Source organism: Brevibacillus sp. (assembly GCF_003521185.1).
GTDB classification, from domain to species: domain Bacteria; phylum Bacillota; class Bacilli; order Brevibacillales; family Brevibacillaceae; genus Brevibacillus; species Brevibacillus parabrevis.
In genome coordinates this window covers 32,335-58,687 of sequence record NZ_DOTK01000049.1, presented here as the reverse complement: position 1 = coordinate 58,687, position 26,353 = coordinate 32,335, and the positions used below count along the sequence as shown (strand labels likewise).

The following is a 26,353-nucleotide window of genomic DNA, read 5'->3' as shown; positions in this document are numbered from 1 at the left end:
TCGATGATTTCTCTGGGCATAATTGGAACGGGGACGATTGCTCCTTCTTATATTCAAGCAATCAATTGGCTAAACGAGAACCATGACGAGAAGATTCAAGTTGTAGCGGCGGTAAATCGTACCGAGATTGGTAACCAAAGGGCGCGGTGCGATTTAAACATACCTCGGACGTATACGAGCATTTCTGACATGCTTTCTTTTGAAAAGTTGGACGGTATCGTAGTTGCGGTTCCAGCTACAGCAATCTATGATATTGCACTTGAATTAATCCCATACCGAATACCAGTGCTATTAGAGAAGCCGCCCGGACTAACGAAACAGCAAGCCAATCATCTATCAGAGATGTCCAGACAGTTTAAAACCAGTGTGATGGTAGCCTTTAACCGTCGATTTTACAGCGTGGTTCGCCAAGCGAAGCTGCTAATTGATGAAATGGGAGGGCTGCTTGGGATGAGGATGGACGTATTTGAGCGGTACCGGACTCTCCGAGAAGCGAATTATCCAGAGGAAAAATTAGAAATGCTCTTTACCGGAAACAGTATCCATTGCATTGACTTAATTCGATACTATTGTGGCGAGACAAAAGCGGTAAATACGTTTCAAAATCCGCTAAAGGCAGAGCCATTGAATCATCGATATGCAGCCCTGATTGTATCACAAACAGATGTACCGATTACTTTTCAGGCGTATTGGCATGCATTGGGGAATTGGAATTACGAGCTTTACATCCCTGACGGTAAGATTCAATTTACAAACTTAGAGGAAGCGGTTGTTTTCTTTCGAAATCGCGAGCCTTATCGATTACTTCCGGATGAGGCTGATGTCGGTGCGAAGCCGGGATTCGCTGCACAACTTAAGTATTTTGTTACCAACGTGAGCAGTAATCGAACAGATGCTACTTACGAGGGAAGTATGTCTATCCATGATGCAGTACATACAATGTCTTTAGTCGAGAAATTGAACAATAGTACTGGGTAGAAAGCACGAAGAGAAAGTAAAGCTTTATCGTGAAAAAACCGATAACTAACATAAGAAATGATTCTTGAGGAGGATCAGGAATGGATGTCGGTTCAATTCACAATTATGGAAAAGCAAAGCCATTCACAGAGTTAAACCAGAGTCAAAATCCGCCAGTGGAAAAGCAGGCACCACTTCAAGAGCGAGTAGAAACGAAGCGAGAAATTGAGCAGGAGTTAGCGGGCATCAACAAGTGGCTGCAAACTACCAGCTCGCATGTGAAATTTACCCTTCATGAAGAACTAAACGAGTATTATGTACAGATTATTAACGATCAGACGAATGAAGTCATACGAGAAATACCTTCAAAGAAAATGATGGATATGGCTGCCAAAATGCACGAAATGATCGGACTGCTTGTTGACGAGAAGAGATAGGAGGTATAAAGATGGGTATTCGAATTAGTGGTATGGCTTCTGGAATGGACACGGAGAAAATTATCAAGGATCTGATGAAAGCACAGCGTGAACCTGTTAATCGCTTGCAGCGGAACAAGTATAGCACTGAGTGGAAACGCGACGCTTACCGGGATATGAACAGTATTCTGGTTGACTTGCAAAACACGATTAAGGGTCTTCGCATGGCGAGTAGTTTTAACAAAAAGATAGCTGCTTCAGAGAACGAAAGCATTGCCTCTGCCAAAGTGGTAGGCAAGCCTTCCTTGTCATCTTACACTGTTGAGGTTACCAAGTTGGCGAAAGCAGGGACTCCACCTACTGCTGAGTTCAATACCTCGGTGACTGATTCAAAGGCTGCTGTTGGGGGATCCGATTTTACTTTTACCATTAGCAAGGATACGAACGGTGATGGTAGCATTAATGGATCGGACGCTACAGGAGTGACAATTTCAGTTGCAGGAGCCAATGATTCTTTAGAGGCGATTGTGAACAAAATTAACAGTGCAAATGCTGGTGTAAAAGCTAGTGTATTTAACAATAAGTTAGTAATGACCTCAGAGGACGGAAAAACATTCCAGGTACAGGCTTCTGCCAGCAACAACTTAGATATCGATACCGCTGTTAAGACTTCCACTGCCGGAACAGCAGGAGAAGAGGCAAAATTTAAAATTAACGGGGTAGAATATACCTCACCTACAAACACGATTTCTTTTGACGGTATGGAGATCACGTTAAAACAGGCAAGCGCAGGTGGTCCAGTAGTCGTTAGCACCAAGACTGACGAAGATGCCGTTTACAACATGGTAAAAGATTTTGTCGATAAATATAATGCGGTCATTGAAACGATCAACAAGAAAATCTCTGAACCGAAAAATAAAGGCTACCAACCGTTGCTTGACGAAGAAAAAGAAGAACTCCCGGAAAAAACCGCAGAGAAACTGGAGGCTATGGCCAAGAGCGGAATTTTGTTAAGGGATCCTATTCTGTCGAGCGGATTGAACGAACTGCGCCGCGCCATAAGCACGCCTTTGCAAGCAACAGGTATCAATAAAGCATTCGATACTCTTTCCGAAATTGGAATTACAGGTGCTCCTAGCGGTAAAAATGCCTATTTGGAAAATGGTAAGCTATACCTCGACGAGACTAAACTTCGTGAAGCGATTCGAAATAATGGCGATGATGTTCTGAAGCTTTTCACCAATTATAGCGATGAGAAAACCGATCTCGGAAAGAAATACAATGAAAGTGGCGTAGCAGAACGTCTGTATAGTCAATTGAATCAAGTCATGGACAAAATTACGAAAGAAGCTGGTGCAGCAGGCACAATCGCGGATAATAGCGTTTTGAGCAAGAAAATCCAGCAAACAGATGATGATATTTCTCGCTGGGAAGATCGGCTGAAAGTTATCGAAGATCGTTACTGGAAACAATTTTCAGCAATGGAAAAAGCGATGTCCCAAGCCCAATCTCAAGGCTCTTGGTTCGCCCAAATGCTAGGCAAGAGCTAAAAAGGAGTGATGCAGATGTTGCAGAACGCTGCTCAGACATACCAATCCAATCAGGTAACGACCGCTACTCCTGCAGATTTGACATTGATGTTATACAACGGTGCGCTTAAGTTCATTAAACAAGCCAAAAATGCCATCGAAGAAAAAAATGTAACCAAGGCTCATGAGGCCTCTCTGAAAGTGCAAAACATCTTGTATGAGCTTATGTCCACCTTGAACAACGATTATCCTATTTCCAAAGAATTTGTCAAACTTTACGAGTATATGCTCCAACGTACTATTCAAGCAAACATGCGCAAAGATATAGCGATTCTAAGTGAAGTAGAAGAATTGTTTGTTCAATTCCGTGATACGTGGAAAGAAGCCATGCAATTGGCCAAGAAACAAGGATAAGGTGCACATGATGGACGAGATGATGGCTACTCTCTTGGAAAGCTTGCATGAAGCGACACAACGTCTGGAGCAAGCTGTGGCAGTAAAGGAGTCGAATCCGGATGATTGGCTGGCAATTTTGGATGAGCGTGAAGAGTTAATCCATCAAATGCAGGAGAGATTCAGTGCTGGATCAGTGCTGACAGAAGCTCAACGCGTTCAATTGACTCAAATCTATGAAGTAAATCAACGGCTGATTCCTTTGATAGAAGGTTGTAAACAAGGCGTACAACAACAGTTAAACAACCTTCACCGCAGCAAGCTCGCCATGAATTCTTACAACGAGGCAGGTCCAAACGGTTACGGGGCTTTTTTCGATCGAAAAAAATAAAAAAAGGCCGGGTAACCGGCCTTTTTCTTTTCCGAATCTTATACGCGAATATCGATGGCTTTCCCAAGAGTAGGATGACTTGCCTGAGCCACTTGAACGTTGTTCTGGGTCTGGGCCAATCCCTCCAGCATGATAGAAGCTTGTGCTTGCATCGTCTCTTGTACTTGTTTGGTTACACTAATGCTAACTGCTTGTTGCAGTTGGATAGCATTCACAGATGGTCACCTCTTTTCAAAAATTTCCTTACCTTTTAATTATCGACATTTTTTAACGTTACTTTCATTACAATCATTTGTCTGTCTTTTGAGCATTCTCTATCTGCTATAATTTAAAGTGATCTGTTTTAAAACTAGGAAGGTGACACCATTGTCCACAAAACGCCGCTCACTCGTCTTGATCGGAGCCGTCCTCCTCATTTTCATACACGCGGTTTACTTGAACGGCAACCTCGGTGATTTGCTGAACGTGACCGCGATTGAACTGGTCGCGCTCTCCGTGGTTGTGTCGTACGCGATCAAGCGCAAGCATCTTGATGTAAAAAAAATCGTCCGCCTTTTGATTCACGGAAGGGACAGCAACGTAGAGGAAACGATCAAGCGCTTCTACTATTACGCGCTCGTTCAAAAAGAACAGGGATATATCGCGCTCGAACGCGAGCTGCACCAGGAGAAAGATTCGTTCGTGCAGCGCGGCAGCCTGCTGGCGGTAGAGGGTGTGCCAGAAGAAGAGCTGCGAATGATTCTGGAAAACGAGCTGAAGGGCGAGCAGTATCGCTATCAGCAGGCAGCTGGCTTCTTCCGGCTGATCAGTTTGCTGGCGCCAGGGATGGGGCTGGTAGGGACGCTGCTCGGGATGACAGGGGTGTTGAAGTCGCTCGAAGACATGGCGCTCACTGGGCACAGTCTGAGCGCAGCGGTGGTCGCCACGCTCTATGGCGCGCTCCTTGCGAATTTGTTCGCTCTGCCGTGTTACTACCGGATGATGGACTTGTATGACCGGGAAATGTTTGAAAAACGGCTCTACATCGAAGGCTGTGTTGGATTGCAGCGGATGGAGACGCCGCGCCTGTTGTTTGAGAAGCTCAATTCGTTTTTGCCTGGCGACCAGAAGCTGGTGCTCGTCAAGGAGCCTGGCAGCATGAAGGGCACGATTGAAAGGCAGGATCGCTATGCATGACGATCGGTTGTACGACGAGAAAGAGCTGGAGAAAAGCTGGCTGATCAGCTACAGTGACTTGATTACGCTGTTGTTTGTCATTGTAATCATCATCGCCGCGACGCAGTTGACCAGGATTCAGACCGAGCGCGAGGCTGCCAAAAAGGAGCAGGTGGAGCAAGAGGCTAATCTCAAGCAGGTGCATCAAAGCCTTGATCTGTTGAATTTGCAAAAGCTGGAGTTGGAGCGCGAGATTCATCAGCTGGAGGGGCAAAAGAAGGTGCTCACGGGTACGATTGACGAGAAAGGCTCGCAGGAGCAAGAAATGGCGAATTTGCCGAAGCCGCCTGCTGGCATGCCGGACTCGGGTGAACGCGATATGGAGACGGTGCACAACCAGCTTTCCTCTGCTCTGGCGGAACTGAATCTGGACTATGAGGAGACCGAAGAGGGATTGCGTATCCGGCTTCCGGAGAAAATTTTGTTCGGCAGCGGCTCTGCTGATCTCCAGGAGCAGGGGAAAGAGGTCGTAGGCACCGTAGCGCGGGTGTTGCAGCGGTATGAGCACAAAGTGCGGATTGAAGGCTACACAGACGATGTGCCGATCTCGCGCAGTTCATTCAAATCTAACTGGGAGCTGTCCTCTGCCCGCGCCATTGCAGTAATGCGGGAAATGGTTGATGCATATTCCTTGCCAGCATCGCGCTTTACGGTCGCGGGATTGGGAGAATACAAGCCGCTCGTGGACAATTCCAACGATGAGAACCGCGCACGCAACCGACGAGTGGAAATTATTATTTTAGCGGAAAAAGAATAATTCGTATTTTTCTGATAAATTAATGTTTTTAGGCAGGATTTTTATATACAGGATAGAAGTATATCCGGTGTATACGAATCCTGTTTTTTCTTGTGAAAAACGTCTCGGCGGTTTTCATGAAAGCGGATGTGTCGCTTTGCGGCCAACCAAACGGTCTTGACCATTTGTTGCCAGCTCCGGTTCTATCTCTCCTATCGCTTCCGTAACCATAGTACCAGGGCCGCAGAACAAGCAGGAAAATAGTTATACCCAGCTTGTGCACAACGCTATGTGGATAATGTGGATAACTTTGTGGAGAACGCAAAAAACACACGATTTCCATGTGGACAGTGCTGGGGAAAAGTAAGCTATACAGAGAGAAACAAGGGGGATTTCGAATGGGTTTCGGGAAAAAGTGGTTCAAGTCTCTTGTGCTGGTGGCAGGTGTGGGGCTTTTGGTCTCTGCCTGTGGTTCGGGAGGCCAGCAGTCTTCGGGAAGCGGTACGAGCGGGGGCGGTTCCCAGGACAAAGTATACGTGGTCGGAACGGATGCGGCTTACCCGCCATTCCAAATGCTTGAGGCTGACAAAATCAGCGGGCATGACATCGATGTGATGAATGCGATTGCCGAAGCGGGAGGATTCAAGATCGAGTGGAAAAACACAGGCTGGGACCCGCTGTTTGACGGCCTGGACAAAGGCACGGTGGACATCGGGATATCGTCCATCACGATCACGGACAAGCGCAAGGAGAAATACGACTTCTCGGATTCGTACTTCGAGGCGAATCAATTGATTTTGGTCGCAGAAGACTCCCCTGTCAGCAAGCTGGCTGATCTGAAAGGCAAAAAGATCGGGGTACAAGCTGCCACTACAGGGGAAGAGGTGGTCAAAAAGGCGTTTGGCGATACGTATGAAGGCTTGAAAGGCTATGACGACATGCCTTCGTCTGTGGACGACTTCTTCAATGGCCGTGTCGATGCAGTTGTAGGTGATAATGGCGTACTGCAATATTACGTAAATAAAATCAAAGACAAGAAATTCAAACTGATCAAGGACGACTCTTTTGAAAAAGAATTTTACGGCATCATGGTCAAAAAAGGAAACACAGACGCTCTGAACAAAATCAACGACGGCCTGAAGAAAATCAAGGAAAATGGCAAGCTCCAAGAAATTTATACCCAGTATTTCGGCAGCAAGTAGTCAGCGACAACAAGCCGGGTGCGCCGCGAGGACGCGCCCGGTGTTTGTGAACTCCAGTGCTGACACACAGGAAGGGAGGACTTGCCATTGGACTGGAGCGTCATCTATGAGTACAGGGAACTGTTTATCCGCGGCATTATCAATACGATTTTACTGACGGCAGTAGCTACCGTTTGCGGGACTTTCCTCGGGCTGTTTATCAGCTTGGGCAAAATGTCGACCAACCGCTTTTGGCGGTGGACATGCTCCATTTATGTAGAGTTGTTTCGGGGAACGCCGATGCTGGTGCAAATTTTGCTAATCCACTTCGCCGTCATTCCGTCGATATGGGCGGTGTTTTTTCCGGGAGAGAACAGTCCTGAAGCGATTTATTCCGGTTTTGTAGCGTTGTCGCTCAATGCTGCTGCGTACATCGCCGAGATTTTTCGGGCGGGGATTCAATCGATCGATCCAGGGCAGATGGAAGCGGCGCGCTCGCTGGGGATGACAAAGGGGCTGGCGATGCGCCTGATTGTATTGCCACAGGCGTTTACGCGCATGCTGCCGGCGATCGGGAACGAATTTATTGCCCTCTTGAAGGATTCGTCCCTTTGTGCGGTAATCGCGACACCAGAGTTGAACTACGCCGCCATGAACGTGGCGAAGAGCACATTTGAGCGCTACCCTCCTTACTTGACGGAGGCAGCCGTCTACCTGGTGCTGACACTGTTTTTGTCACGGGTCGTCGTGCGCGGCCTGGAGAAAAAATATTCTACGAGATAGAAGAATGCGTTTCCTCGAATTGGGGAGACTATGGTTGTACACAAAGGATTTTTATCCAAATTTTTACAAAAGAAAGGGTTGTGCTGTTTCATGCAAGGCAAAGTTAAATGGTTTAACGCAGAAAAAGGATTCGGTTTTATCGAGCGGGAAAATGGCGATGATGTATTCGTCCACTTCTCGGCCATTCAAACGGATGGATTTCGCACACTGGAAGAAGGACAAGCTGTGGAATTTGATATCGTGGAGGGCGACCGCGGGCCACAGGCAGCGAACGTCGTCAAACTGTAAAACATATCGATGACAGCAAATCCCCCTGGCCGCGCTACCGGCTCAGGGGGATTTTTAGTAAGGCAGCTGTAGTTCAGCTGATCATTCTCGTAATGAATAGCTCCCGATAATCGCGCAAATCCACAAATTCGTCTCCTCTGCGAACGAGTGGACGCATGGGTTCATCCGTATGAATCATGATGATTTCGACGTGGTCGCCATTGTTGAGCAAAGCCTGGGAGCCGACATACAGCAAAATGATGTACTGGATAAAGCGGGAGACGATCAGCGGATTCAACTTGCCCTGGCATGCCAGTTCCCACAGGACGTTGGCAGCCTGGAAAGGAGAGGTGCCGCGACGATAGACGCGATCCGTACATATGGCATCAAAAACGTCTGCCACGCTGATGATCTGGCACTCAAAGGGGATGTCTTTCTTTTTGCGGCCGAGTGGATAGCCGCTGCCATCGAGACGCTCGTGGTGCATCAAGGCGCATCTGGCAATCCATTCGTCAGCGTCTTCCATCGACATGAGCAGCTCATTGCCGTAGATGGTGTGGCGTTTCATGATCTCATACTCTTCATCGGTCAAGCGGTCTGGCTTGGCTAAAATCTCATCCGGGATCATCATTTTCCCGACGTCGTGCAAAAGACCTGCTTGTCCCAGGCGATAGATTTCCTCCTGGGGTCGTCCTAAAATTTTTCCTATCAGGGCAGCCACGATTCCTACATGAAGAGAATGGCGGTACGTGTAGTCTTCCGTCCCTTCTTTGATGTAGATGAACCGAAGAAAGCCCATTTGCTGGAGAACCTGATCCAGCAGCGGATAAAACGTGCTGTTGAACTGCTGCAAGGGAGGAACAGAACCTGTAGCGATCTGTTTGAATAAATGCTCGGTTTGCTTGACTGCTGCAATGTACTCACGGGCAGCCTGTGCCTCGTTCCAATGCAGCATGGGCAACGGCACCTCAGGAGTTTCCTGTTCAGAAGCGACATGCACCGACTGGATTTGATGCGCTTCCAAAAGGCGAATGTCACTCATGTGAAGGACAGCTCCGGCGGGCAAAAGAAGCAGGCCGTACTCATTGTAGACGTCTTGCGCGAGCGTTGTGCCAATAATGGAATGAGAAGGTTTCACCTCTGCCATGAGGATTCCTCCAGTGCGATGACGACCGCGATATATAGGATAGAGTGATTACCCTTCTATTATAGCATAGGGCATCTAGTAAGTATTGGTAAAATTCTGTCGACTGTTGCCGGATTGTAAAATTTTCACTAAGATTTTTTTGAGATTGGAGCAGGATTATTTACAGGGGTGCCGAATACCTATATATAGACGGAAGGAGGTTGGAACCATGAAATTTAACATTCGTGGAGAAAACATTCAAGTCACCGCAGCACTGAGAGAGTATGTGGAAAAGAAAGTCGGCCGTCTCGAAAAATATTTCGAAACAACGCCTGCCGATGTACAAGTTACCATGCATGTACATCGCGGAGAAGGCACGATCGAGGTAACTATCCCGCTTGCCGGGGTCATTATCCGAGCAGAAGAAACACACGAGGATATGTATGCCGCTATTGATCTGGTGGCAGAAAAGCTCGAGCGTCAAGTTCGCAAGCACAAAACGAAATTGATGCGCAAGCTGCGAGTTGATTCCGCTGCGAAAGTAGGCCAGCGCGACAGTCAATCCGTAGCTGTGATAATACCAGATGTCGATGAGGAAGATGTTGATATCGATATTGTCAGAACAAAACGTTTCGACTTAAAACCGATGGATGCGCAGGAAGCCGTCATGCAGATGGATATGCTGGGACACAGCTTCTTCGTTTTCCAAAATAGCGACACCAACGATGTCAGCGTGGTGTACCGCCGCAACGACGGGCGCTATGGATTAATTGAACCGAAATAACGAAACTTTACACCTTGTTACTCGTATAAGACTAGGGAGTTGCTTTTGGCAACTCCCTTTACTTGTGTATATGAGCTTCTATTTGTTAAAATAGCTTTTTAGAAAGTCTTATTTTCGTAGAATCGATCTTATTTTATTTCAGGCTTAGGCCAAATCATACGATATGTTTGTTCGGAAGCATATGGAAGGGGTGTCCTCATGTTAGGACTCGTTAAAAAGATATTTGGCGACAGCAACGAACGTGAAGTAAAAAAAATGTTCAAGCGCGTGGAAGCAATCAATGCGCTGGAATCAACTGTATCTGCGCTTTCCGATGACCAGCTGCGGGAAAAAACAGCGGAATTTAAAGCGAGACTTGCTCAGGGAGAGCCGCTCGACAAAATTTTGAATGAAGCATTTGCTGTTGTCCGCGAAGCATCCAAGCGGGTTTTGGGCATGCGTCACTTCGATGTTCAGCTGATTGGTGGTATGGTGCTGCAAGAAGGCCGTATCTCCGAGATGAAAACCGGTGAGGGGAAAACATTGGTTGCCACCCTGGCAACGTACCTCAATGCTTTGCTCGGCAAAGGCGTTCACGTCGTAACTGTGAACGAATACTTGGCAGAGCGCGACTCGCGGATCATGGGTCAGCTCTACAACTTCCTGGGGCTGACAGTCGGTCTGAACAAAAACGGACTGAGCCCGGAAGAAAAGCGGGAAGCTTACGCTTGTGATATTACGTACGGTACGAACAACGAGTTCGGTTTTGACTATTTGCGGGACAACATGGTTCTGTACAAAGAACAGATGGTGCAACGTCCGCTCTTTTTTGCCATCATTGACGAGGTGGACAGCATCCTGATCGACGAGGCGCGTACTCCGTTGATTATTTCCGGATCGGCCAACAAATCGACTGAGCTGTACTACATCTGCTCGCATTTTGTGAAGCGACTGGAGCCGGAAAAAGACTTTACCATTGATGAAAAGCTGAAAATCGTCAACCTCACGGACGAAGGGGTAGGCAAGGTTGAGCAAGCTTTCAATATCGACAACCTGTACGACACGGCGCACATCACGTTGAACCACCATATTACCGCAGCGCTGAAAGCACAAGTGCTGTTCAAGCTTGACGTGGACTATGTGGTGCAGGAAGGCGAGGTTGTGATCGTCGACGAGTTCACAGGACGTCTGATGGTCGGCCGCCGCTACAGCGATGGCTTGCACCAGGCGATCGAAGCCAAGGAAGGGCTGCGCGTGCAAAGCGAGAGCATGACACTCGCGACGATTACGCTGCAAAACTACTTCCGTATGTACGAGAAGCTGGCAGGTATGACGGGTACGGCCAAAACCGAGGAAGAAGAGTTCAAAAAGATTTACGGCCTCGATGTCGTGGTCATTCCGACGAACAAGCCAGTCATTCGTCAAGACATGCCTGACCTGGTGTTCAAGACAGAAGCAGCCAAGTATCGTGCGGTTGTAAACGATATCGTCGAGCGTCATAAAAAAGGCCAGCCGATTCTCGTTGGTACGATTTCCATCGAGAACTCTGAACGCCTGTCGCATATGTTGAAGCAAAAAGGCGTTCCGCACAGCGTATTGAATGCGAAGCACCATGAGCGCGAGGCGGAAATCGTCGCTCGTGCCGGTCAGTACGGGGCAGTGACGATTGCTACCAACATGGCCGGTCGCGGTACCGACATCCAGTTGGGTGAAGGCGTAGCGGACTTGGGCGGTCTGCACATCATCGGTACAGAGCGCCACGAGAGCCGCCGGATCGACAACCAGCTGCGCGGACGTGCCGGACGTCAAGGGGACCCGGGTTCTTCCCAGTTCTTCCTGTCGATGCAGGATGAGCTGATGCGTCGCTTTGGCGCGGACAACATCATGAACATGATGGATCGCTTGGGCATGGAAGAAGACATGCCGATCGAGAGCCGTCTGGTGACTCGCGCGGTTGAATCCGCCCAGAAACGTGTCGAAGGCTCCAACTTCGATGCACGTAAAGGCGTACTCCAGTACGACGACGTGATGAACCAGCAGCGTCTCGTTGTTTACAAGCAGCGCAAAGACATCCTGGAGCAAGCTAACTTGAGCGATGTCGCGTTGAATATGATCTACAGCGTGCTGGAGCGTGCCGTCGAACAGCATTGTCCAAAAGAAGAGGTTCCAGAGGATTGGGATCTGCAAGCATTGGCAGATGCGGCGAACAACGGCTTCCTGCACGAAGAGAACATTACCGTTTCCATGCTGAAAGGCAAAGAAGCAGAAGAAATTCTTGAGCTTTTGAAAGCCGAAGTCAACAAACAGTACAAAGAGCGCGAAGCTCAAATCGGCGAGATGATGCGCGAGTTCGAAAAAGTGGTCATTCTGCGCGCTGTCGACAGCAAGTGGATGGATCATATCGATGCGATGGATCAGTTGCGCCAAGGGATTCACCTGCGCGCCTATGCGCAAAACGATCCGTTGCGCGAATACCAGTTTGAAGGCTACGAGATGTATCAAGCCATGCTTGCTTCCGTACAGGAAGAGGTGGCGATGTACATCATGAAGGCTGAAGTGAGCCAAAACCTGGAGCGCCAGGACGTCATCCGCGGCCAAGGCATTGATCCAAGCCAGCTGCAAACTTCCGGCCCTTCGGAAAATCCGGAAGCGGAAGAGTCCAACGATGCGGACCCGAAAAACCGCGCACAGCGCCGTGCTCAGGAACAGGAACGCCGCCGTCAAAACAAAAAACAGTAGGTCAATCGAGCACTCCTCTTTGCAGCCGCATTTTGCTGCGAGAGGGGTGCTTTTTTCATTTCTTTGCTCAAAAGAAGTGGCATCTCGACACAATGAGAGCATGTAGTCGCCAAAAAGCTCGAACAAGCCGAATTTGCAAATTGTTTCCTGACGCATAGACACTATTCGTCCTGATCTTTTCCTCGCCGCCTGTTATGGTCGGTCTATTTGTCTAACACTGGTAAAAGTCATCGAACGATTCAGGTGGAAATGTTCGGAAAAATCAATAGAATCATAAGTACAACACTTTTACCAAATACACGGGGACGGGGGAATGGGACATGAAAGCGACAGTCAACGTGATGGGCATACAGACGAAAAACATGATGGAGAGAATCGGGGTTACACTCAAAGCGGTATTGAAAACAGCGGGAGAACATAAAAAAGTCAAATGGATCGCGAAGGAAGAGCGCGGGGAGGAGCCGGCCGTCTTTACCGCAGAAGACCCTGTCTTCTATGAAGAACGGCTGACAGCAGAGATCCCGGAGCCGAACTGGACGCAAGGAGTGCTCATTCCGCCAAAAGGCATGCTGGATCAACGCCAGCGAAGTCCGGTGGCTGCGGGGCAGAGAAAACGCAGAGTAGAACGAAGCAAACAAATGATACGCAAACGAGCGGTACAGGTGCGCAAGGATCATCTCTCATTGGTGGTGGCGCCGCAGGCGGATAATAAACAACCACATGAAATCCGAGACTTGAGATCCTCGCCATCACCGCCGATGGCCACATAGCAGAGCACACGCCAGACAAAAGGCGAATCACACTTTTTACGCACGGCAGGTTGCCAGGTTTGCGGATCTAGCGAATTACGTTACAATAAACTTAGCTTACGTAAAGAGAAGGTGACTCGCAAAAATGGCATTGATCGATATTGCGGACATCAAACAAGAGATGTCCAGTATGGCTAAGCGTTTAGCGGATATCAGGGGGTCTCTTTGACCTCCCTGTAAAGGAAGAGCGGATCGGCGAATTGGAAGAGCGCATGCTTGCTCCAGACTTCTGGGACGACAACGAGGCTGCGCAAAAAACAATCAGCGAGCTGAACGCTATCAAAAGTCTTGTCGAGACGATGGGCAAGCTGGATTCCCAATACGAAGACCTCCAGTTGATGCTGGAACTCGTCATCGAAGAAGGCGAAACTTCCCTCATCCAGGATTTGTACGACAGTACCCAGGAGCTGAGAAAGTCGTTTGAAAGCTTTGAGCTGGAGCTGCTTTTAAGCGATCAATACGACAAAAACAACGCGATCCTGGAGCTGCATCCTGGTGCCGGGGGAACGGAGTCGCAAGATTGGGCATCCATGCTCTTGCGAATGTATACACGTTGGGGGGATGCCAAAGGCTTTAAGGTCGAGACACTCGACTATCTGCCAGGGGATGAAGCAGGTGTCAAAAGCGTTACCCTCCTGATCAAAGGGTACAACGCTTATGGATATTTGAAATCGGAAAAAGGCGTGCACCGTCTCGTGCGTATTTCCCCATTTGATGCCTCCGGGCGTCGCCATACATCATTTGTTTCCTGCAACGTTCTCCCGGAAATTGAGGACGACAATGCAGTCGACATCCGCACGGAAGACCTCAAGATCGACACCTATCGTTCCAGTGGTGCGGGTGGTCAGCACATCAACACGACTGACTCCGCTGTCCGGATTACCCACTTGCCGTCAGGCATTGTGGTTACGTGCCAAACCGAGCGCTCACAAATCAAAAACAGGGAGCGGGCGATGAAAATGCTGACGGCTCGCCTGTTTGAAAAAAAGAGGGAGGAGCAGGAAAAGACGCTGGCTGCGATTCAGGGCGAGCAGAAGGATATCGCCTGGGGAAGCCAGATTCGTTCCTACGTTTTCCATCCGTACAGCTTGGTAAAAGACCACCGGACGAACATGGAGGTAGGAAACGTTCAGGCTGTCATGGACGGCGAGATCGACGCTTTTATCGACGCGTATCTGCGCGCGCAGATCAATCGATAGAGAGTCGCTTATGACTGCACGACTTTCGGCAAAGTAATCATGACGGTGGTTCCTTTGCCGAGTTTGCTCGTGATTTCAAGCGTACCACCATGATCGCGAATGATTTTGGAGCTTACGAGAAGCCCCAGACCCGTTCCGGTTTCTTTTGTACTGTAAAATAGCTCTCCCAATCGCGGAAGCAGCTCCTCGGGTATGCCGTGGCCTTGATCGGTTACCCGAACCAGGACGTTCTGATCGTCCTCGACGACTGCGATGGAGAGGATTCCTCCTGACGGCATGGCTTCCATGCCGTTTTTTATGATGTTGATAAACACTTGTTTGATTTGATACTCCTCACAAGGAATCAGCGAAGTAGCTGACGGAAAATGTGTCACGATATTCACGTTTTTTAACAGCGCTTGTGGCGCAAGCAGCTTGATGACAGAGTGAAGCAGCGGCAGCAGACCGTTTGGCGCGTACCGCTGAGTCTGTGGCTTGGCCATCAGCAAAAGCTCGCTCGTGATGGAAGAGATGCGCTCGATTTCGGAAAGCATGATTTGCACATATTGATGGTTTGTTGCCGGTTCGCTTTCCATCAATTGCAGGAATCCTTTCAATGAAGTGAGCGGATTGCGGATTTCGTGCGCGATGCCTGCGGCAAGCTCGCCGAGGGCGGAGAGCTTGTCCGAGTAACGCAGCAGCTCCTCCGAATGCCGCCGCTCTGTAATATCGCGGGCAACGATTACGGTATTTTTCACGTGGCCGTCTGCTCCGATGTCCGGCGTTCCTTTGAACTCAAAAATAAGCATCCGGCCATCGGGATGACGATACGAATACTCGGCTTCCAGTGGTATCTTGTCCACGATCATCTTTTGAAAATCAAGGCTGGCGGCTTGACGCTGCTCAGGCTGTATCAAAATGGAAAAGTGCCGGAGCAAAATATGCGAGGCAGACAGACCAAGAACGGATTGAATCGATGGCGATGCATATGTAATGTGCCCGTTCAAGTCGACAATCAAAATCAGATCCATGATGTTTTCCGAAATCAGCCGAAAATTTTCTTGCATGAAAAGTAACGCTTCTTCTGTCTGCTTTTGGCGTGTGACATCCTTGGCAATCGAATAGCGGCAAACGATTTCTCCGTTATGAAAGATTGGGAAGCTGGAGATGCTGATCTCCAAATAACGTCCGTCCCGATGTCGGAGACGGTACGGTATATTTTTGCGAACGCCTTCTTTAAGCAGGCTAACCAGTCTTTCCTTGTCCGGCTGAGGAACAGGGGCAATCAGCTCCCACATTTTCATCCGCAGCAGTTCAGGAGCGGAGTAGCCCAACAGTTCTTCTCCTGCGGCGTTGACGCCAGTAAGGTTGCCATGCATGTCGATAATGTAAACAGCATCGGGATTGTTATGGAAGAGCGAATTGTACAACTGCAACTGCGTACCCATACCTGACCGCCTTTCTGTCGCTTCTTGCTCCATTTCAAAACGTTCGCTGTAGAGTGAAAAAATCCTACCCGGGCTAAAGTCCTGATTGTCAAATATGGTATACTGCAAACAAACGCACGAACTGATAAGGAGAGGGTTCACGCATGTTGTATGTCGCTTTTTTGCCGATTGTTGATCAGGAATTGAATGCCAAAATCAGGCCAGCGCATTTGGAGTATATTAACGATCTGTACCGTCAGGACAAGGTGTTTATGGCAGGACCATTCACGGACAAGCAGGGCGGTCTGGTCATCTACAAGGCAGAGTCCTTGGACGAAGCGCGCAAACTGGCCGAAGCCGATCCGGTCGTAGTAGAAGGGGCGCGGACTTTGGAGCTGCGCGAGTGGAGCCCGCTTGAACTGCCTTTGACCTAAATTCGGCAGGGCGAGGAATGAAGAAGTCGTCGTCGAGGCATACTTAGCGAAGAATTTCTACTTAAATAAGGAGGGAACAGCCTTGAAACGCATCCCGTTCACCCTGCTTGCGGCTGTACTCACATTCTCGCTAGGCGCCTGTGGCGGCGGCAATCAGCAGACGCAACCCCCTGCTGAGAAGCCGGCTACTGAATCGCCTTCCACCACGGCTCCATCCGGCAGCTACGATGCTGCAACGGCAGAAACGCTGTTTAAAAACACCTGTGCCGGGTGCCACGGCCAATCGCTGGAGGGCGCAGTTGGTCCCAACCTGCAAAAGATTGGCTCGGAACTGACAAAAGATCAAATCTTGGAAGTGTTGAACAAAGGCAAGGGCGCGATGCCGCCTGGACTGGTAAAAGGGACAGACGCGGAAAACATCGCAGCTTGGCTTGCTGACAAAAAGTAAATAACGGCAAGAACGAAGCGCTCGGAGAATATCCGGGCGTTTTTTTATTGCTAGGGACTTATAAAAATTCATGCTGGCGAAGAACCAATTAAGGCTGAGCACCAGCAGAAAAATTAGCGCATACAGATTTGCCAGTTGTATTTCATCTGAATTTTTATTATCATTCATGTATAAAAATACAAAAACGGATATAAAGAAAGGGAGAGGTTCATGGTTCGGGTCGGAATCGTTGGGGCAACTGGTTACGGCGGAGCGGAATTGATTCGTCTGCTGGCTGGCCACCCTCAAGTTGAAATAGCAAATGTATATTCAAGCTCGGTGGATGGAGAGGGACTGGAAAAAACGTTTCCGCATGTAAGCGGGCTGGGGTTGCCAAAGCTTTTGCCTATTGATGCGGACAGCATGAGCAAAGCGAATGATTTGATTTTTCTGGCCACGCCTGCGGGGGTCAGCGCCGGATTGTCTCCACAACTCGTCGAGAGCGGCGTGAAGGTGATCGATCTGTCCGGCGATTTTCGGTTGGAGAAGGGCGATGTATACAAAGCCTGGTATAAAAAAGAGCCAGCGCCAGCCAGCTTTGTCGAGCAGGCGGCATACGGACTGACGGAATGGAATCAGGAGCAGGTCGCAGGTGCCAGCCTCATTGCCAATCCGGGATGCTATCCGACAGCGGCACTCCTCGCTTTGATTCCTTTGATGAAAAGCGGGTGGGTCAAGCCGAACAGTTGGATCGTTGACGCCAAGTCAGGTGTTTCCGGGGCAGGCCGAGGTGTTTCGCTCGGCGTTCACTACAGCGAAATCAACGAAAGCATCCATGCTTACAAAGTAGGCAGCCATCAGCATACGCCAGAGATTGAGCAGGAGCTGCACAAGCAGAGCGGCGTGGAGACGATCGTGCAGTTTACTCCTCACCTCGTGCCGATGACGCGCGGGATTTTGGTCACGGCTTACGGTCAACTGAGCCAGGAGGTAAGCCAGGCGCAAATACAGGAGCTGTACGAAGCGACTTATGCTGACAAACCGTTTGTCCGTGTACGTCCAGCGGGAAGCTATCCGCATACGAAGGAAGTGTACGGCTCCAATTACTGCGACATCGCCATTCATGTAGATCAGCGTACGGGTCGGGTCGTTTTGCTGTCCGTGATCGACAACATGATGAAGGGGGCAGCAGGCCAAGCGGTGCAAAATATGAACGTCATGTTCGGAATGCCAGAAAAAACGGGTTTGCCGCTCGTTCCGGTATTCCCGTAGAGGAGGAAAAGCGATGCAGGGGATAGTCGTTATCAAATGCGGCGGCAGCACGATGGATCAGTTGCCGGACTCTTTTTTTCAGGCGATTGCGAAGCTGCAACAGGAAGGCAAGCAGATCGTTATCGTGCATGGCGGGGGGCCTGCGATTAACAGCATGCTGGACCGCGTGCAAATCACGCCGCAGTTTGTCGACGGGTTGCGCGTGACTTGCGAAGATACATTGCGCGTCGTGGAAATGATTTTGTGCGGAAGCATCAACAAGCTACTCGTGCGGCGCTTGACCCAAGCGGGCGCCAAGGCATGGGGCGTGAGCGGAATCGACGGACAGACACTCGTGGCGCAAAAAACGTCCAAACCGCTGGGCTGGGTAGGAGAGATTACGAAAGCCGATACGGCCATTCCGGCTGCGATTCTGGAAAAAGGCTACGTTCCGGTCATTGCTCCGCTGTCCGTGAGCGATAACGGGGTGGATACGTACAACGTCAACGCGGATGTAGCAGCGGGCGCAATCGCGGCAGCACTTTCTGCGGAAAAGCTGATCATGGTAACAGATGTTCCAGGGATCATGCGGCCGCAAGCAGATGGCACCAAAGAAATTGTCGCTCAAACAAGCACAGAAGAGATTCAAGCGATGATCGAGGCCCAAATCATTACTGGCGGAATGATTCCGAAGGTTCAGGCAGCACTGGATGCACTCGGTCAAGGCGTCAATCAGGTCGTCATTTGCAGGGGAACAGCGGAAGACTTGCTCGGCGTCTGCACAGGGGAGACAGTCGGTACAACGGTCAGAATGAATGTAAATCACGCCAATTAAGGAGGGCAAAGACATGAGTACAGTGACAGCGCCATTGCATGTTATGAATAACTATGCAAGATGGCCAATCAGCCTGGTAAAAGGCAAAGGAAATCAAGTGTGGGATGATCAGGGGAAAGCCTATCTCGATTTTACCTCAGGCATCGCGGTCACCTCTTTGGGGCACGTCCCGCCAAAAGTGACAGCCAAGCTGCACGAACAGCTGGATACGCTGTGGCATTGTTCTAATCTGGTGCACATTCCGCAGCAACAAATTTTGGCGGAAAAGCTGAGCCGCCTGTCAGGGCTGGATCAGGCGTTTTTTTGCAACAGCGGGGCCGAGGCGAATGAGGGCTTGATCAAGCTTGCTCGCCGCTATGCGCAAAAAGTGAAAGGCGAGGATCGCTACGAGGTCATTACGTTTGCGCAGTCTTTTCACGGACGTACCTTGGCGACATTGACAGCGACAGGCCAGGACAAGGTCAAGGATGGTTTCCTGCCTTTGCCTGCGGGCTTCGTCACAGTACCGTACAACGATCTCGCGGCGGTTCAATCCGCGATTAACGACAAGACGTGCGCGATCATGCTGGAACTGGTTCAGGGCGAAGGCGGCGTGCACCCGGCAGAGGAAGCCTGGGTGAAATCACTGCGTGACTTGTGCGATGAGCACGGATTGTTGCTCTTGGTCGACGAAATTCAGACGGGCATTGGCCGAACTGGCACATGGTTCGCTTTTCAACAATATGGAGTCAAGCCGGATGCGATTTCTTTGGCAAAAGGCTTGGGCAGCGGCTTCCCGATCGGCGCAGTCGTTGCTACAAAAGAAGTGGCAGAAGCATTTTCGCCAGGGACGCACGGAACGACATTCGGCGGAAACCCGTTGGCAGCGACAGCAGGAATCGCTACGCTTGCGACGATGGAAGAAGAACAAATCCTCGATCAGGTAGCGCATATCCATCAAGTGTTGACGCAAGAGCTGGAAAAATTGAAGGCCGAGCATCCTGACAAGATCGTCACCGTGCGTGGAAAAGGGCTGCTTTTGGGCGTAGAGCTGACTATCCCGGCGGGCGATATCGTGACGTATGCACGGGAAAAAGGAGTCATCTTCCTGACGGCAGGGCCGCAAGTTTTGCGTCTGCTCCCTTCCTTCGTTACGACGGACGAGGAAGTAAAGCAGGCAATGGCTGTATTCGGAGAGGCTTTGGAGCAAGCCTAACAGCAAAGAGTGCATGTTCTGCCAAAATGCAACGAGTTGCGGAAGTCAAAAAACTCGTTGCATTTTTATAATGTTGAATGTATATTAATACAAAGAGTTGCATAAATTCTCGGTATGAACGGTATACAAGTGAATGAATTATTCACCTGATCATATGCGCCAGTTGGCGTCTAGACGTGCCTATTGGAGAGGAGTGGCTTCACGGATGAACAGAGAGAATCAATCACTGGGAACGGGATACCTCACGTTGGAGAGCGGCGAGGTATTCGCAGGACAGCTTTACGGTGCTCCCATTAACGGATTCGGAGAAGTGGTTTTTCATACAGGGATGACGGGCTATCAGGAAGTCATGACTGACCCTTCCTTTGCGGGACAGATCGTCACCTTCACATATCCATTGATCGGGAACTACGGGATCAATGAAAAAGATTATGAAGCAGCCAAGCCGGCATTGACGGGAATGATCGTCAGCGAGCTGTGCACAGAGCCTAGCCATTACGAGTCGACCAAGACACTGGCCCAGGCGGCGGAAGACTTCGGCTTTCCGATCCTGGCCGGAATCGATACCCGAACCATTACGAAGCGCGTGCGGCAAAATGGTCCGATCTTCGGTGTGATTTCCGGTCAGCCTATGCAAGCGGCTGAAGTGGCGTCACTGCGCTACAAGCATGCGAAAAAATCATTGGTAGCGAACGTTTCCACGAATCAAATCGAGCGTTACCCGGGTACAGGCGAGCATGTCGTGCTGGTCGATCTCGGAATGAAAAAATCGATTCTCGATTCGCTGCTGGAACTGGGATGCCGTGTCACCGTGGTGCCGTTTGATACGACATTTGCCCAAATCAACGCGCTTGCGCCAGACGGGCTGCTGTTTTCCAACGGCCCTGGAGATCCGGAGCATCTGCTCGCGTATTGCAGCGAATGGCGAAAAGCGGTTGAGCAGTATCCGACACTGGGCATCTGTCTGGGCCATCAAGTGCTGGCGCTGATGTACGGCGGCAAAACAGAGAAGCTTGCTTACGGCCACCGCGGAAGCAACCATCCGGTGAAGGACATGATGACGGGCAAGGTATACATGACCTCGCAAAACCACGGATACGTCGTCAAGGAAGAAGCTTTGGACAAACGCCAGTTGGCCGTGTCGTACCGAAATGTAAATGACGGCTCGGTAGAAGGGCTGCGCCATGTGAGTCTGCCCGTGTTCAGCGTGCAGTACCATCCGGAGGCGCATCCCGGACCGAGCGATACTTCCCATATATTCCACCAATTCTTGCAATCGATGCGTGTAGTAGGAGCGAAGAGATATGCCTAAATTGCCACACATTCACAAAGTTTTGGTTATCGGTTCTGGCCCGATCGTTATCGGTCAGGCGGCCGAATTTGATTACGCCGGAGCACAAGCCTGCCTTTCGTTGAAAGAAGCGGGCGTGCAGGTCGTGCTGGTGAACAACAACCCGGCGACGATCATGACAGATGAGCAAGTAGCAGACAAAGTGTATCTGGAGCCGCTCACCGTGGAATCGGTGACCGAGATTATCGCCAAGGAGCGCCCGGACGGCCTTTTGCCTACACTGGGCGGACAGACCGGACTGAATCTCGCCGTTTCCCTGGCGGAAGCGGGAGTCCTGAAAAAGTATCAGGTACAGCTGCTGGGAACGCCGCTTGCCGCCATTCAAAACGGGGAAGACCGTGAACTGTTCAAGCAGTTGATGCAACAAATCGGAGAGCCGGTTCCCGAGAGCGACACAGTGGAATCCGTAGAAGCGGCCATTCGATTTGCCAACTCCATCGGCTATCCCGTCATCGTCCGTCCTGCCTATACATTGGGTGGAGCAGGGGGCGGCATCGCCGAGGATGAAGTTGCTCTGCGCAAAGTTGCGGCGGGCGGCATCGCAGCCAGCCCGATCGGGCAAGTGCTGATCGAGCGGAGCGTAAAAGGCTGGAAAGAGATTGAATACGAGGTCATGCGGGATGCCAACGACACCTGCATCATCGTCTGCAATATGGAAAATTTGGACCCGGTGGGCATCCACACGGGAGACAGCATCGTCGTGGCGCCATCGCAAACTTTGACAGACCGCCAGTATCAAATGTTGCGCAGCGCTTCGACAAAAGTGATCCGCTCGCTGGGCGTAGTAGGCGGCTGCAATATCCAGTTTGCCCTCGATCCCGATTCTGACCGCTACGTGCTGATCGAAGTCAACCCGCGGGTGAGCCGTTCGAGTGCGTTGGCTTCCAAGGCGACAGGCTATCCGATTGCGCGGATCGCTGCCAAGCTGGCATTGGGCTATGGGCTGGACGAAGTGATCAACCCGATTACGGGTTACACGTATGCCAGCTTTGAGCCTGCTTTGGACTACATCGTGGTAAAAATTCCGCGCTTTCCGTTTGACAAGTTCCCGCACGCTGACCGCAAGCTGGGTACGCAGATGAAGGCAACGGGCGAAGTCATGTCCATCGCCCGCAATCTGGAGGCTGGCTTGTTGAAGGCCGTTCGCTCGCTGGAGCAAGGCTGCACACACCTGTCTCGCCCGGAGCTTGCTTCCTGGACGAATGAAGAGCTGGCTCAAGCTTTGCAGGATGCGACTGATATCCGTTTGTTCGTTTTCGCCGAAGCGATCCGCAAAGGGTTCACAGAAGAACAGTTGCACGGCCTGACAGGGGTAGATCCGTTTTTCCTGCGGAGCTTGCGCAAAATCGTCGACATGGAAGTCGAGCTGTCGGCTCACGACAGCAGCACGCTCTCCACAGAGCTGCTGTTGGCTGCCAAACGTCTCGGTTTTGCGGATGAAACAATCGCTTCGCTGACCGGAGCAACGCCTTTGCAAATCAAACAACAGCGCGAGACAGCGAACATTACGCCTACTTATAAAATTGTGGATACGTGCGCGGCAGAGTTCGACGCACAGACACCGTACTACTATTCGGATTGGCAAGGAGTAGATGAAGTCGAGACATTGACCGGACGAAAAGTTCTGGTGCTCGGCTCCGGCCCGATCCGCATCGGGCAAGGCATCGAGTTCGACTACTGCTCTGTCCACGCCGCAAAAGCTTTGCAAACAAGCGGAATTTCCGCTGTCGTCGTAAACAACAATCCGGAAACTGTGAGTACGGATTATGAGACGGCTGACCACCTTTACTTTGAGCCGCTGCATGTGGAAGATGTGCTGCACGTTGCCGAACGTGAACAGGTAGAAGGAGTCATGGTTCAGTTTGGCGGGCAAACGGCGATCAATCTGGCGGCAAAGCTGGAGCAGGCCGGGTTGAAGGTAATGGGCACGTCACTTGCTGCCATTGAACGGGCAGAGGATCGCGAGCTGTTCTACGCTATGCTGCGCAAGCTCGACATTCCGCACATCCCGGGCAAAGGGGTGTCGTCTCTGGAAGATGCGACCGCGATCGCAGAAGAGATTGGCTTCCCTGTTTTGATGCGGCCTTCGTACGTCATCGGCGGACAAGGAATGGTGGTTGTACACGACATCGCAGAGCTGGAAGCGACGATCAGTGAATGGCTGAATCATCCGCAAAGCAGCGCGTTTTTCCCGCTTTTGGTCGATAAATACGTACCAGGTCGGGAAGCCGAAGTTGATGCGGTTTGCGATGGGCAGTCTGTCGTGATCCCGGGAATTTTTCAACACGTGGAGAAAGCGGGGATTCACTCTGGTGACAGTGTGGCGCTTTTCCCGGCTCCGGCCCTATCTGCTGAAATCAAGAGCAAAATCGCCAGCTATACAGAAGCGATCGCCCGCGAAATGGGAGCGGTCGGTCTGATCAACATCCAGTTCGTCATCGACACGGATACCGTGTATGTGCTGGAGGTAAACCCGCGTGCATCGCGTACCGTGCCAATCACGAGCAAGGTGACAGGCATCCCGATGGTCCAGTTGGCTGTAAAGGCTCAATTGGGTGAAAAGCTGGCGGATATGGGATACGGAACAGGCTTGCTGCCGGACATCCCATTTGCCGTCGTCAAAGCACCTGTCTTTTCCACGATCAAACTGAATGGCGTGGACCCGGTTCTCGGTCCTGAGATGAAGTCTACCGGAGAGGTGTTGGGACTGGGACGGACGTTTGAGGAAGCGGCCGGAAAAGCGTTTGCCTTCAAGGACAATCTGTACGGCGACTGGCAAACAGGCAAGCTGGTCATGGTCTCGCTGACTGACGCAGACAAAAAGGAAGAAGTCGGCAAGCTGATCGGACAGCTGCAAGCAGAAGGAGCGGCTCTAGCGGCAACGGCTGGTACGGCCGAATGGCTGGCAGCGTCGGGCGTTTCGGTCAAACATGTCGTGGAAGACGAAGCGGCCTGGAATCAATTGCTGCAAAAAGAGCAGGCAGCCTTTGCGCTGATTACCGCTACAAAAGGAAACCAACAGGGCAGAAGAGGATTTGCCTTGCGCAGCCGCATGGTGCAGCAAGGAGTTCCGCTGTTCTGTGCAACAGATACATTCTCGTTATATGTGAAGTCCATTATGATGAAAAGAGGTGGCTCTCATGCAGCCAGTGAAGATATTGGAACACTTTCAAAACTTGCCCCTGCAAAAGCATAAAGGAAAAGACTTTTTGCGTGTCGATGAGTTCAGCGGTGAAGAATTGATGGAGTTGCTCCATCTTGCGGCACACATCAAGCAGCTGCAAAAGCTGGGACAGCCGTTTACGCCTTTGCAAGGCAAGACGTTGGGCATGATTTTTGACAAGGCTTCGACTCGTACGCGCGTTTCCTTTGAAGTGGGGATGCACCAGCTTGGCGGGCTCGGAATGTTCATGAGCGGCAAGGAATTGCAACTGGGACGCGGAGAGCCAATCAGCGATACGGCAAAAGTATTGTCGCGCTACGTCGATGCGATCATGATTCGCACGTTCTCGCACTCTTACGTGGAAGAGTTGGCTGAACACGCCTCTATTCCGATCATCAACGGTTTGACGGATTTGTACCATCCATGCCAGGCACTGGCTGACATGCTGACGATCTGGGAGCACAAAGGCAAGCTCAAAGGCGTCAAGCTCGCCTATGTGGGCGACGGGAACAACGTAGCCAACTCGCTCGTTCTGGCAGCCGTTTTGCTCGGACTCGAAGTGCGCGTGGCAACGCCGGTTGGCTATGAGATGGATGCTGCCATCGTAGCAAAAGCGGTCGAGTACGCGAAAAAGAGCGGCGGAAAAATGATCGTGACGCATGACCCGGTAGAGGCAGTCGCGGGGGCAGACGCTGTTTACACAGACGTATGGACCAGTATGGGCTTTGAAGAAGAAAACGAAGTGCGCCTGAAAGCATTCGCCGAGTACCAGGTGAACGAGCAACTGGTAGCACACGCGGATCGCCATTACTTGTTCCTGCACTGCTTGCCAGCGCACCGTGGCGAAGAAGTGAGCGCGGGAGTCATTGACGGCGCAAGCTCGGTTATTTTCGATCAGGCTGAAAACCGCTTGCACGCGCAAAAAGCCGTTTTGGCAGCGCTCGTGTAGAGATACGCGTAATGAAGCCGAACAGGCCGTGAATTTATGATTTGCGCTTGCCGAAGAAGCGGCAAACTAAAAAAACAGTTACAAGAGGCACAGTGTTTTGAACCTGGCCCTTGTAACTGTTTTTTGTTTGGACGCACGCTCAGCTACAGCTCAATCCTGGTTAGCTGCCATTTTTCCCGGCTTTGTGTGAGGTGAAATACGTCTGGATTGCGAAGCTGCTCCCAGTCGGAAAAGCCAATCGGCTCGTCGAAAGCTTTCAGGACGAGGGCGAGCAGACAGCCGTGTGTGACAAGCACAAAAGTCTGGTCGCTTTCGCTTTGCAACAGTTCGTGGATGACTGCGCAGGCCCGATCCATTGCCTCCTGGCTGGACTCGCCACCCTCCAGCTTGAGAGAAAGGTCAGCGAACGTATCGCGCAACCGCTCATACCAGTCAGGGCGAGGCACGCTGGAAAGCACGCGTTCTTCCAGGCGCTCGTCCGTTTCTATCAGGATGCCTTGCTTGCGAGCAAATGGCTCGATCGTAGCCAGCGCCCGCCGATACGGACTGGAGATAATGCGGTCGATCGGGTAAGCGGCAAAAAAAGATGCCAACTGCTCGGCTTGGGCCGCTCCACGTTCAGTGAGCGCCGCTTCTGGTTCTTGGCCTGTAGCCTGGCAGTGGCGCACCAGAAAAATTTGCTTCATCTGTTCCTCCCATCCGGCTTTGAAAATCCCAAAGCGTATAACTATATGGATTCTCCCTGAATGGGAGTCATTCCTATCGTCGCCGCAGCTTCATTTCGCATGAATACACTTTTCTATGCATAAATACAGTTTTATGCACGCCAAAAAGCGGG

The 26,353-nt window shown here is 50.7% G+C and carries 26 protein-coding genes; 22 read left to right on the top strand and 4 right to left on the bottom strand.

The annotated features are described in order from the left end of the window. Positions 1–3: 3 nt before the first annotated feature. The 5 genes from DEP07_RS15510 (at position 4) to DEP07_RS15490 (ending at position 3,686) form a co-directional block, all read left to right on the top strand. The gene (locus tag DEP07_RS15510; RefSeq protein ID WP_173596418.1) at positions 4–978 is read left to right on the top strand and encodes a Gfo/Idh/MocA family protein; all 975 of its coding nucleotides are present in this window, start codon (positions 4–6) and stop codon (positions 976–978) included. An 80-nt stretch (positions 979–1,058) separates the two neighbouring features. After that, positions 1,059–1,394: a flagellar protein FlaG gene (gene flaG, locus DEP07_RS15505; RefSeq protein ID WP_173596419.1), complete on the top strand. Its 336-nt coding sequence runs from the start codon at positions 1,059–1,061 to the stop codon at positions 1,392–1,394. Between the two features lie 11 nt (positions 1,395–1,405). Continuing rightward, positions 1,406–2,923 (top strand): flagellar filament capping protein FliD, encoded by a 1,518-nt coding sequence (gene fliD, locus DEP07_RS15500; RefSeq protein ID WP_173596420.1) that lies wholly within the window; start codon positions 1,406–1,408, stop codon positions 2,921–2,923. 15 nt (positions 2,924–2,938) lie between these two features. Continuing rightward, positions 2,939–3,316 carry a flagellar export chaperone FliS gene (gene fliS, locus DEP07_RS15495; RefSeq protein ID WP_242774003.1) on the top strand — a complete coding sequence of 126 codons (378 nt, stop codon included), beginning with the start codon at positions 2,939–2,941 and terminating at the stop codon, positions 3,314–3,316. A gap of 7 nt (positions 3,317–3,323) precedes the next feature. Continuing rightward, positions 3,324–3,686 carry a flagellar protein FliT gene (locus tag DEP07_RS15490; RefSeq protein WP_254456801.1) on the top strand — a complete coding sequence of 121 codons (363 nt, stop codon included), beginning with the start codon at positions 3,324–3,326 and terminating at the stop codon, positions 3,684–3,686. A 38-nt stretch (positions 3,687–3,724) separates the two neighbouring features. Here DEP07_RS15490 and DEP07_RS15485 read toward each other — a convergent pair whose 3' ends face one another. Then, a complete protein-coding gene (locus tag DEP07_RS15485; RefSeq protein WP_173596422.1) occupies positions 3,725–3,901 on the bottom strand; it encodes a putative motility protein in 177 nt (58 codons plus the stop codon). A 151-nt stretch (positions 3,902–4,052) separates the two neighbouring features. Here DEP07_RS15485 and DEP07_RS15480 point away from each other — a divergent pair, with 151 nt between their 5' ends. From DEP07_RS15480 to DEP07_RS15460, 5 genes are all read left to right on the top strand, one after another. Beyond that, entirely contained in the window at positions 4,053–4,862 is an 810-nt protein-coding gene (locus DEP07_RS15480) for a motility protein A (protein WP_122966083.1), read from the top strand. Further along, positions 4,855–5,658: an OmpA family protein gene (locus tag DEP07_RS15475; protein WP_287102696.1), complete on the top strand. Its 804-nt coding sequence runs from the start codon at positions 4,855–4,857 to the stop codon at positions 5,656–5,658. The genes DEP07_RS15480 and DEP07_RS15475 overlap by 8 nt, the downstream gene beginning before the upstream one ends. Before the next feature lie 377 nt (positions 5,659–6,035). Next, positions 6,036–6,839 carry a basic amino acid ABC transporter substrate-binding protein gene (locus DEP07_RS15470; RefSeq protein ID WP_063229276.1) on the top strand — a complete coding sequence of 268 codons (804 nt, stop codon included), beginning with the start codon at positions 6,036–6,038 and terminating at the stop codon, positions 6,837–6,839. An 87-nt stretch (positions 6,840–6,926) separates the two neighbouring features. Next, positions 6,927–7,601, top strand: coding sequence for an amino acid ABC transporter permease (locus DEP07_RS15465; protein WP_287102695.1), 675 nt, complete (start codon positions 6,927–6,929; stop codon positions 7,599–7,601). Positions 7,602–7,691: 90 nt separating this feature from the next. After that, a complete protein-coding gene (locus tag DEP07_RS15460; RefSeq protein WP_063229318.1) occupies positions 7,692–7,889 on the top strand; it encodes a cold shock domain-containing protein in 198 nt (65 codons plus the stop codon). 73 nt (positions 7,890–7,962) lie between these two features. Here DEP07_RS15460 and DEP07_RS15455 read toward each other — a convergent pair whose 3' ends face one another. Beyond that, complete coding sequence (locus tag DEP07_RS15455; protein ID WP_280648632.1) at positions 7,963–9,015, bottom strand: HD-GYP domain-containing protein; 1,053 nt, start codon at positions 9,013–9,015, stop codon at positions 7,963–7,965. 208 nt (positions 9,016–9,223) lie between these two features. On the opposite strand from DEP07_RS15455, the gene hpf reads away from it, so the two are divergent. From hpf to prfB, 4 genes are all read left to right on the top strand, one after another. Continuing rightward, entirely contained in the window at positions 9,224–9,778 is a 555-nt protein-coding gene (gene hpf, locus DEP07_RS15450) for a ribosome hibernation-promoting factor, HPF/YfiA family (RefSeq protein WP_122966087.1), read from the top strand. 198 nt (positions 9,779–9,976) lie between these two features. Continuing rightward, complete coding sequence (secA, locus tag DEP07_RS15445) at positions 9,977–12,496, top strand: preprotein translocase subunit SecA (protein ID WP_122966088.1); 2,520 nt, start codon at positions 9,977–9,979, stop codon at positions 12,494–12,496. A gap of 320 nt (positions 12,497–12,816) precedes the next feature. Then, positions 12,817–13,266: a hypothetical protein gene (locus DEP07_RS15440; RefSeq protein ID WP_063229281.1), complete on the top strand. Its 450-nt coding sequence runs from the start codon at positions 12,817–12,819 to the stop codon at positions 13,264–13,266. A 124-nt stretch (positions 13,267–13,390) separates the two neighbouring features. After that, positions 13,391–14,504 (top strand): peptide chain release factor 2 gene (gene prfB / locus DEP07_RS15435; RefSeq protein WP_122966089.1). Its coding sequence is split into 2 segments (ribosomal slippage): positions 13,391–13,471 and positions 13,473–14,504, totalling 1,113 coding nucleotides; the frame shifts between segments, so codons are not numbered across the junction. Between the two features lie 8 nt (positions 14,505–14,512). On the opposite strand, the gene DEP07_RS15430 is transcribed toward prfB, so the two are convergent. Next, entirely contained in the window at positions 14,513–15,931 is a 1,419-nt protein-coding gene (locus DEP07_RS15430; protein WP_217022144.1) for a PAS domain-containing sensor histidine kinase, read from the bottom strand. A gap of 143 nt (positions 15,932–16,074) precedes the next feature. Here DEP07_RS15430 and DEP07_RS15425 point away from each other — a divergent pair, with 143 nt between their 5' ends. The 8 genes from DEP07_RS15425 (at position 16,075) to argF (ending at position 25,515) form a co-directional block, all read left to right on the top strand. Next, positions 16,075–16,344, top strand: coding sequence for a YciI family protein (locus DEP07_RS15425; RefSeq protein ID WP_217022145.1), 270 nt, complete (start codon positions 16,075–16,077; stop codon positions 16,342–16,344). Between the two features lie 82 nt (positions 16,345–16,426). Beyond that, complete coding sequence (gene cccB / locus DEP07_RS15420) at positions 16,427–16,792, top strand: cytochrome c551 (RefSeq protein ID WP_063229284.1); 366 nt, start codon at positions 16,427–16,429, stop codon at positions 16,790–16,792. A 210-nt stretch (positions 16,793–17,002) separates the two neighbouring features. Further along, a complete protein-coding gene (argC, locus tag DEP07_RS15415; RefSeq protein WP_287102694.1) occupies positions 17,003–18,043 on the top strand; it encodes an N-acetyl-gamma-glutamyl-phosphate reductase in 1,041 nt (346 codons plus the stop codon). A 13-nt stretch (positions 18,044–18,056) separates the two neighbouring features. Continuing rightward, complete coding sequence (gene argB, locus DEP07_RS15410; protein ID WP_122966093.1) at positions 18,057–18,857, top strand: acetylglutamate kinase; 801 nt, start codon at positions 18,057–18,059, stop codon at positions 18,855–18,857. Between the two features lie 13 nt (positions 18,858–18,870). Next, positions 18,871–20,052: an aspartate aminotransferase family protein gene (locus DEP07_RS15405; RefSeq protein ID WP_122966094.1), complete on the top strand. Its 1,182-nt coding sequence runs from the start codon at positions 18,871–18,873 to the stop codon at positions 20,050–20,052. A gap of 205 nt (positions 20,053–20,257) precedes the next feature. Further along, on the top strand, positions 20,258–21,364 hold the full coding sequence (locus tag DEP07_RS15400; protein ID WP_217022146.1) for a carbamoyl phosphate synthase small subunit: 1,107 nt from the start codon (positions 20,258–20,260) through the stop codon (positions 21,362–21,364). Then, positions 21,357–24,599, top strand: a complete 3,243-nt coding sequence (gene carB, locus DEP07_RS15395; RefSeq protein WP_217022147.1) for a carbamoyl-phosphate synthase (glutamine-hydrolyzing) large subunit — start codon at positions 21,357–21,359, stop codon at positions 24,597–24,599. The genes DEP07_RS15400 and carB overlap by 8 nt, the downstream gene beginning before the upstream one ends. Further along, positions 24,544–25,515 (top strand): ornithine carbamoyltransferase, encoded by a 972-nt coding sequence (gene argF / locus DEP07_RS15390; protein ID WP_122966120.1) that lies wholly within the window; start codon positions 24,544–24,546, stop codon positions 25,513–25,515. The genes carB and argF overlap by 56 nt, the downstream gene beginning before the upstream one ends. A 143-nt stretch (positions 25,516–25,658) precedes the next feature. On the opposite strand, the gene DEP07_RS15385 is transcribed toward argF, so the two are convergent. After that, positions 25,659–26,201, bottom strand: a complete 543-nt coding sequence (locus tag DEP07_RS15385) for a histidine phosphatase family protein (RefSeq protein ID WP_274874458.1) — start codon at positions 26,199–26,201, stop codon at positions 25,659–25,661. Positions 26,202–26,353 lie beyond the last annotated feature (152 nt).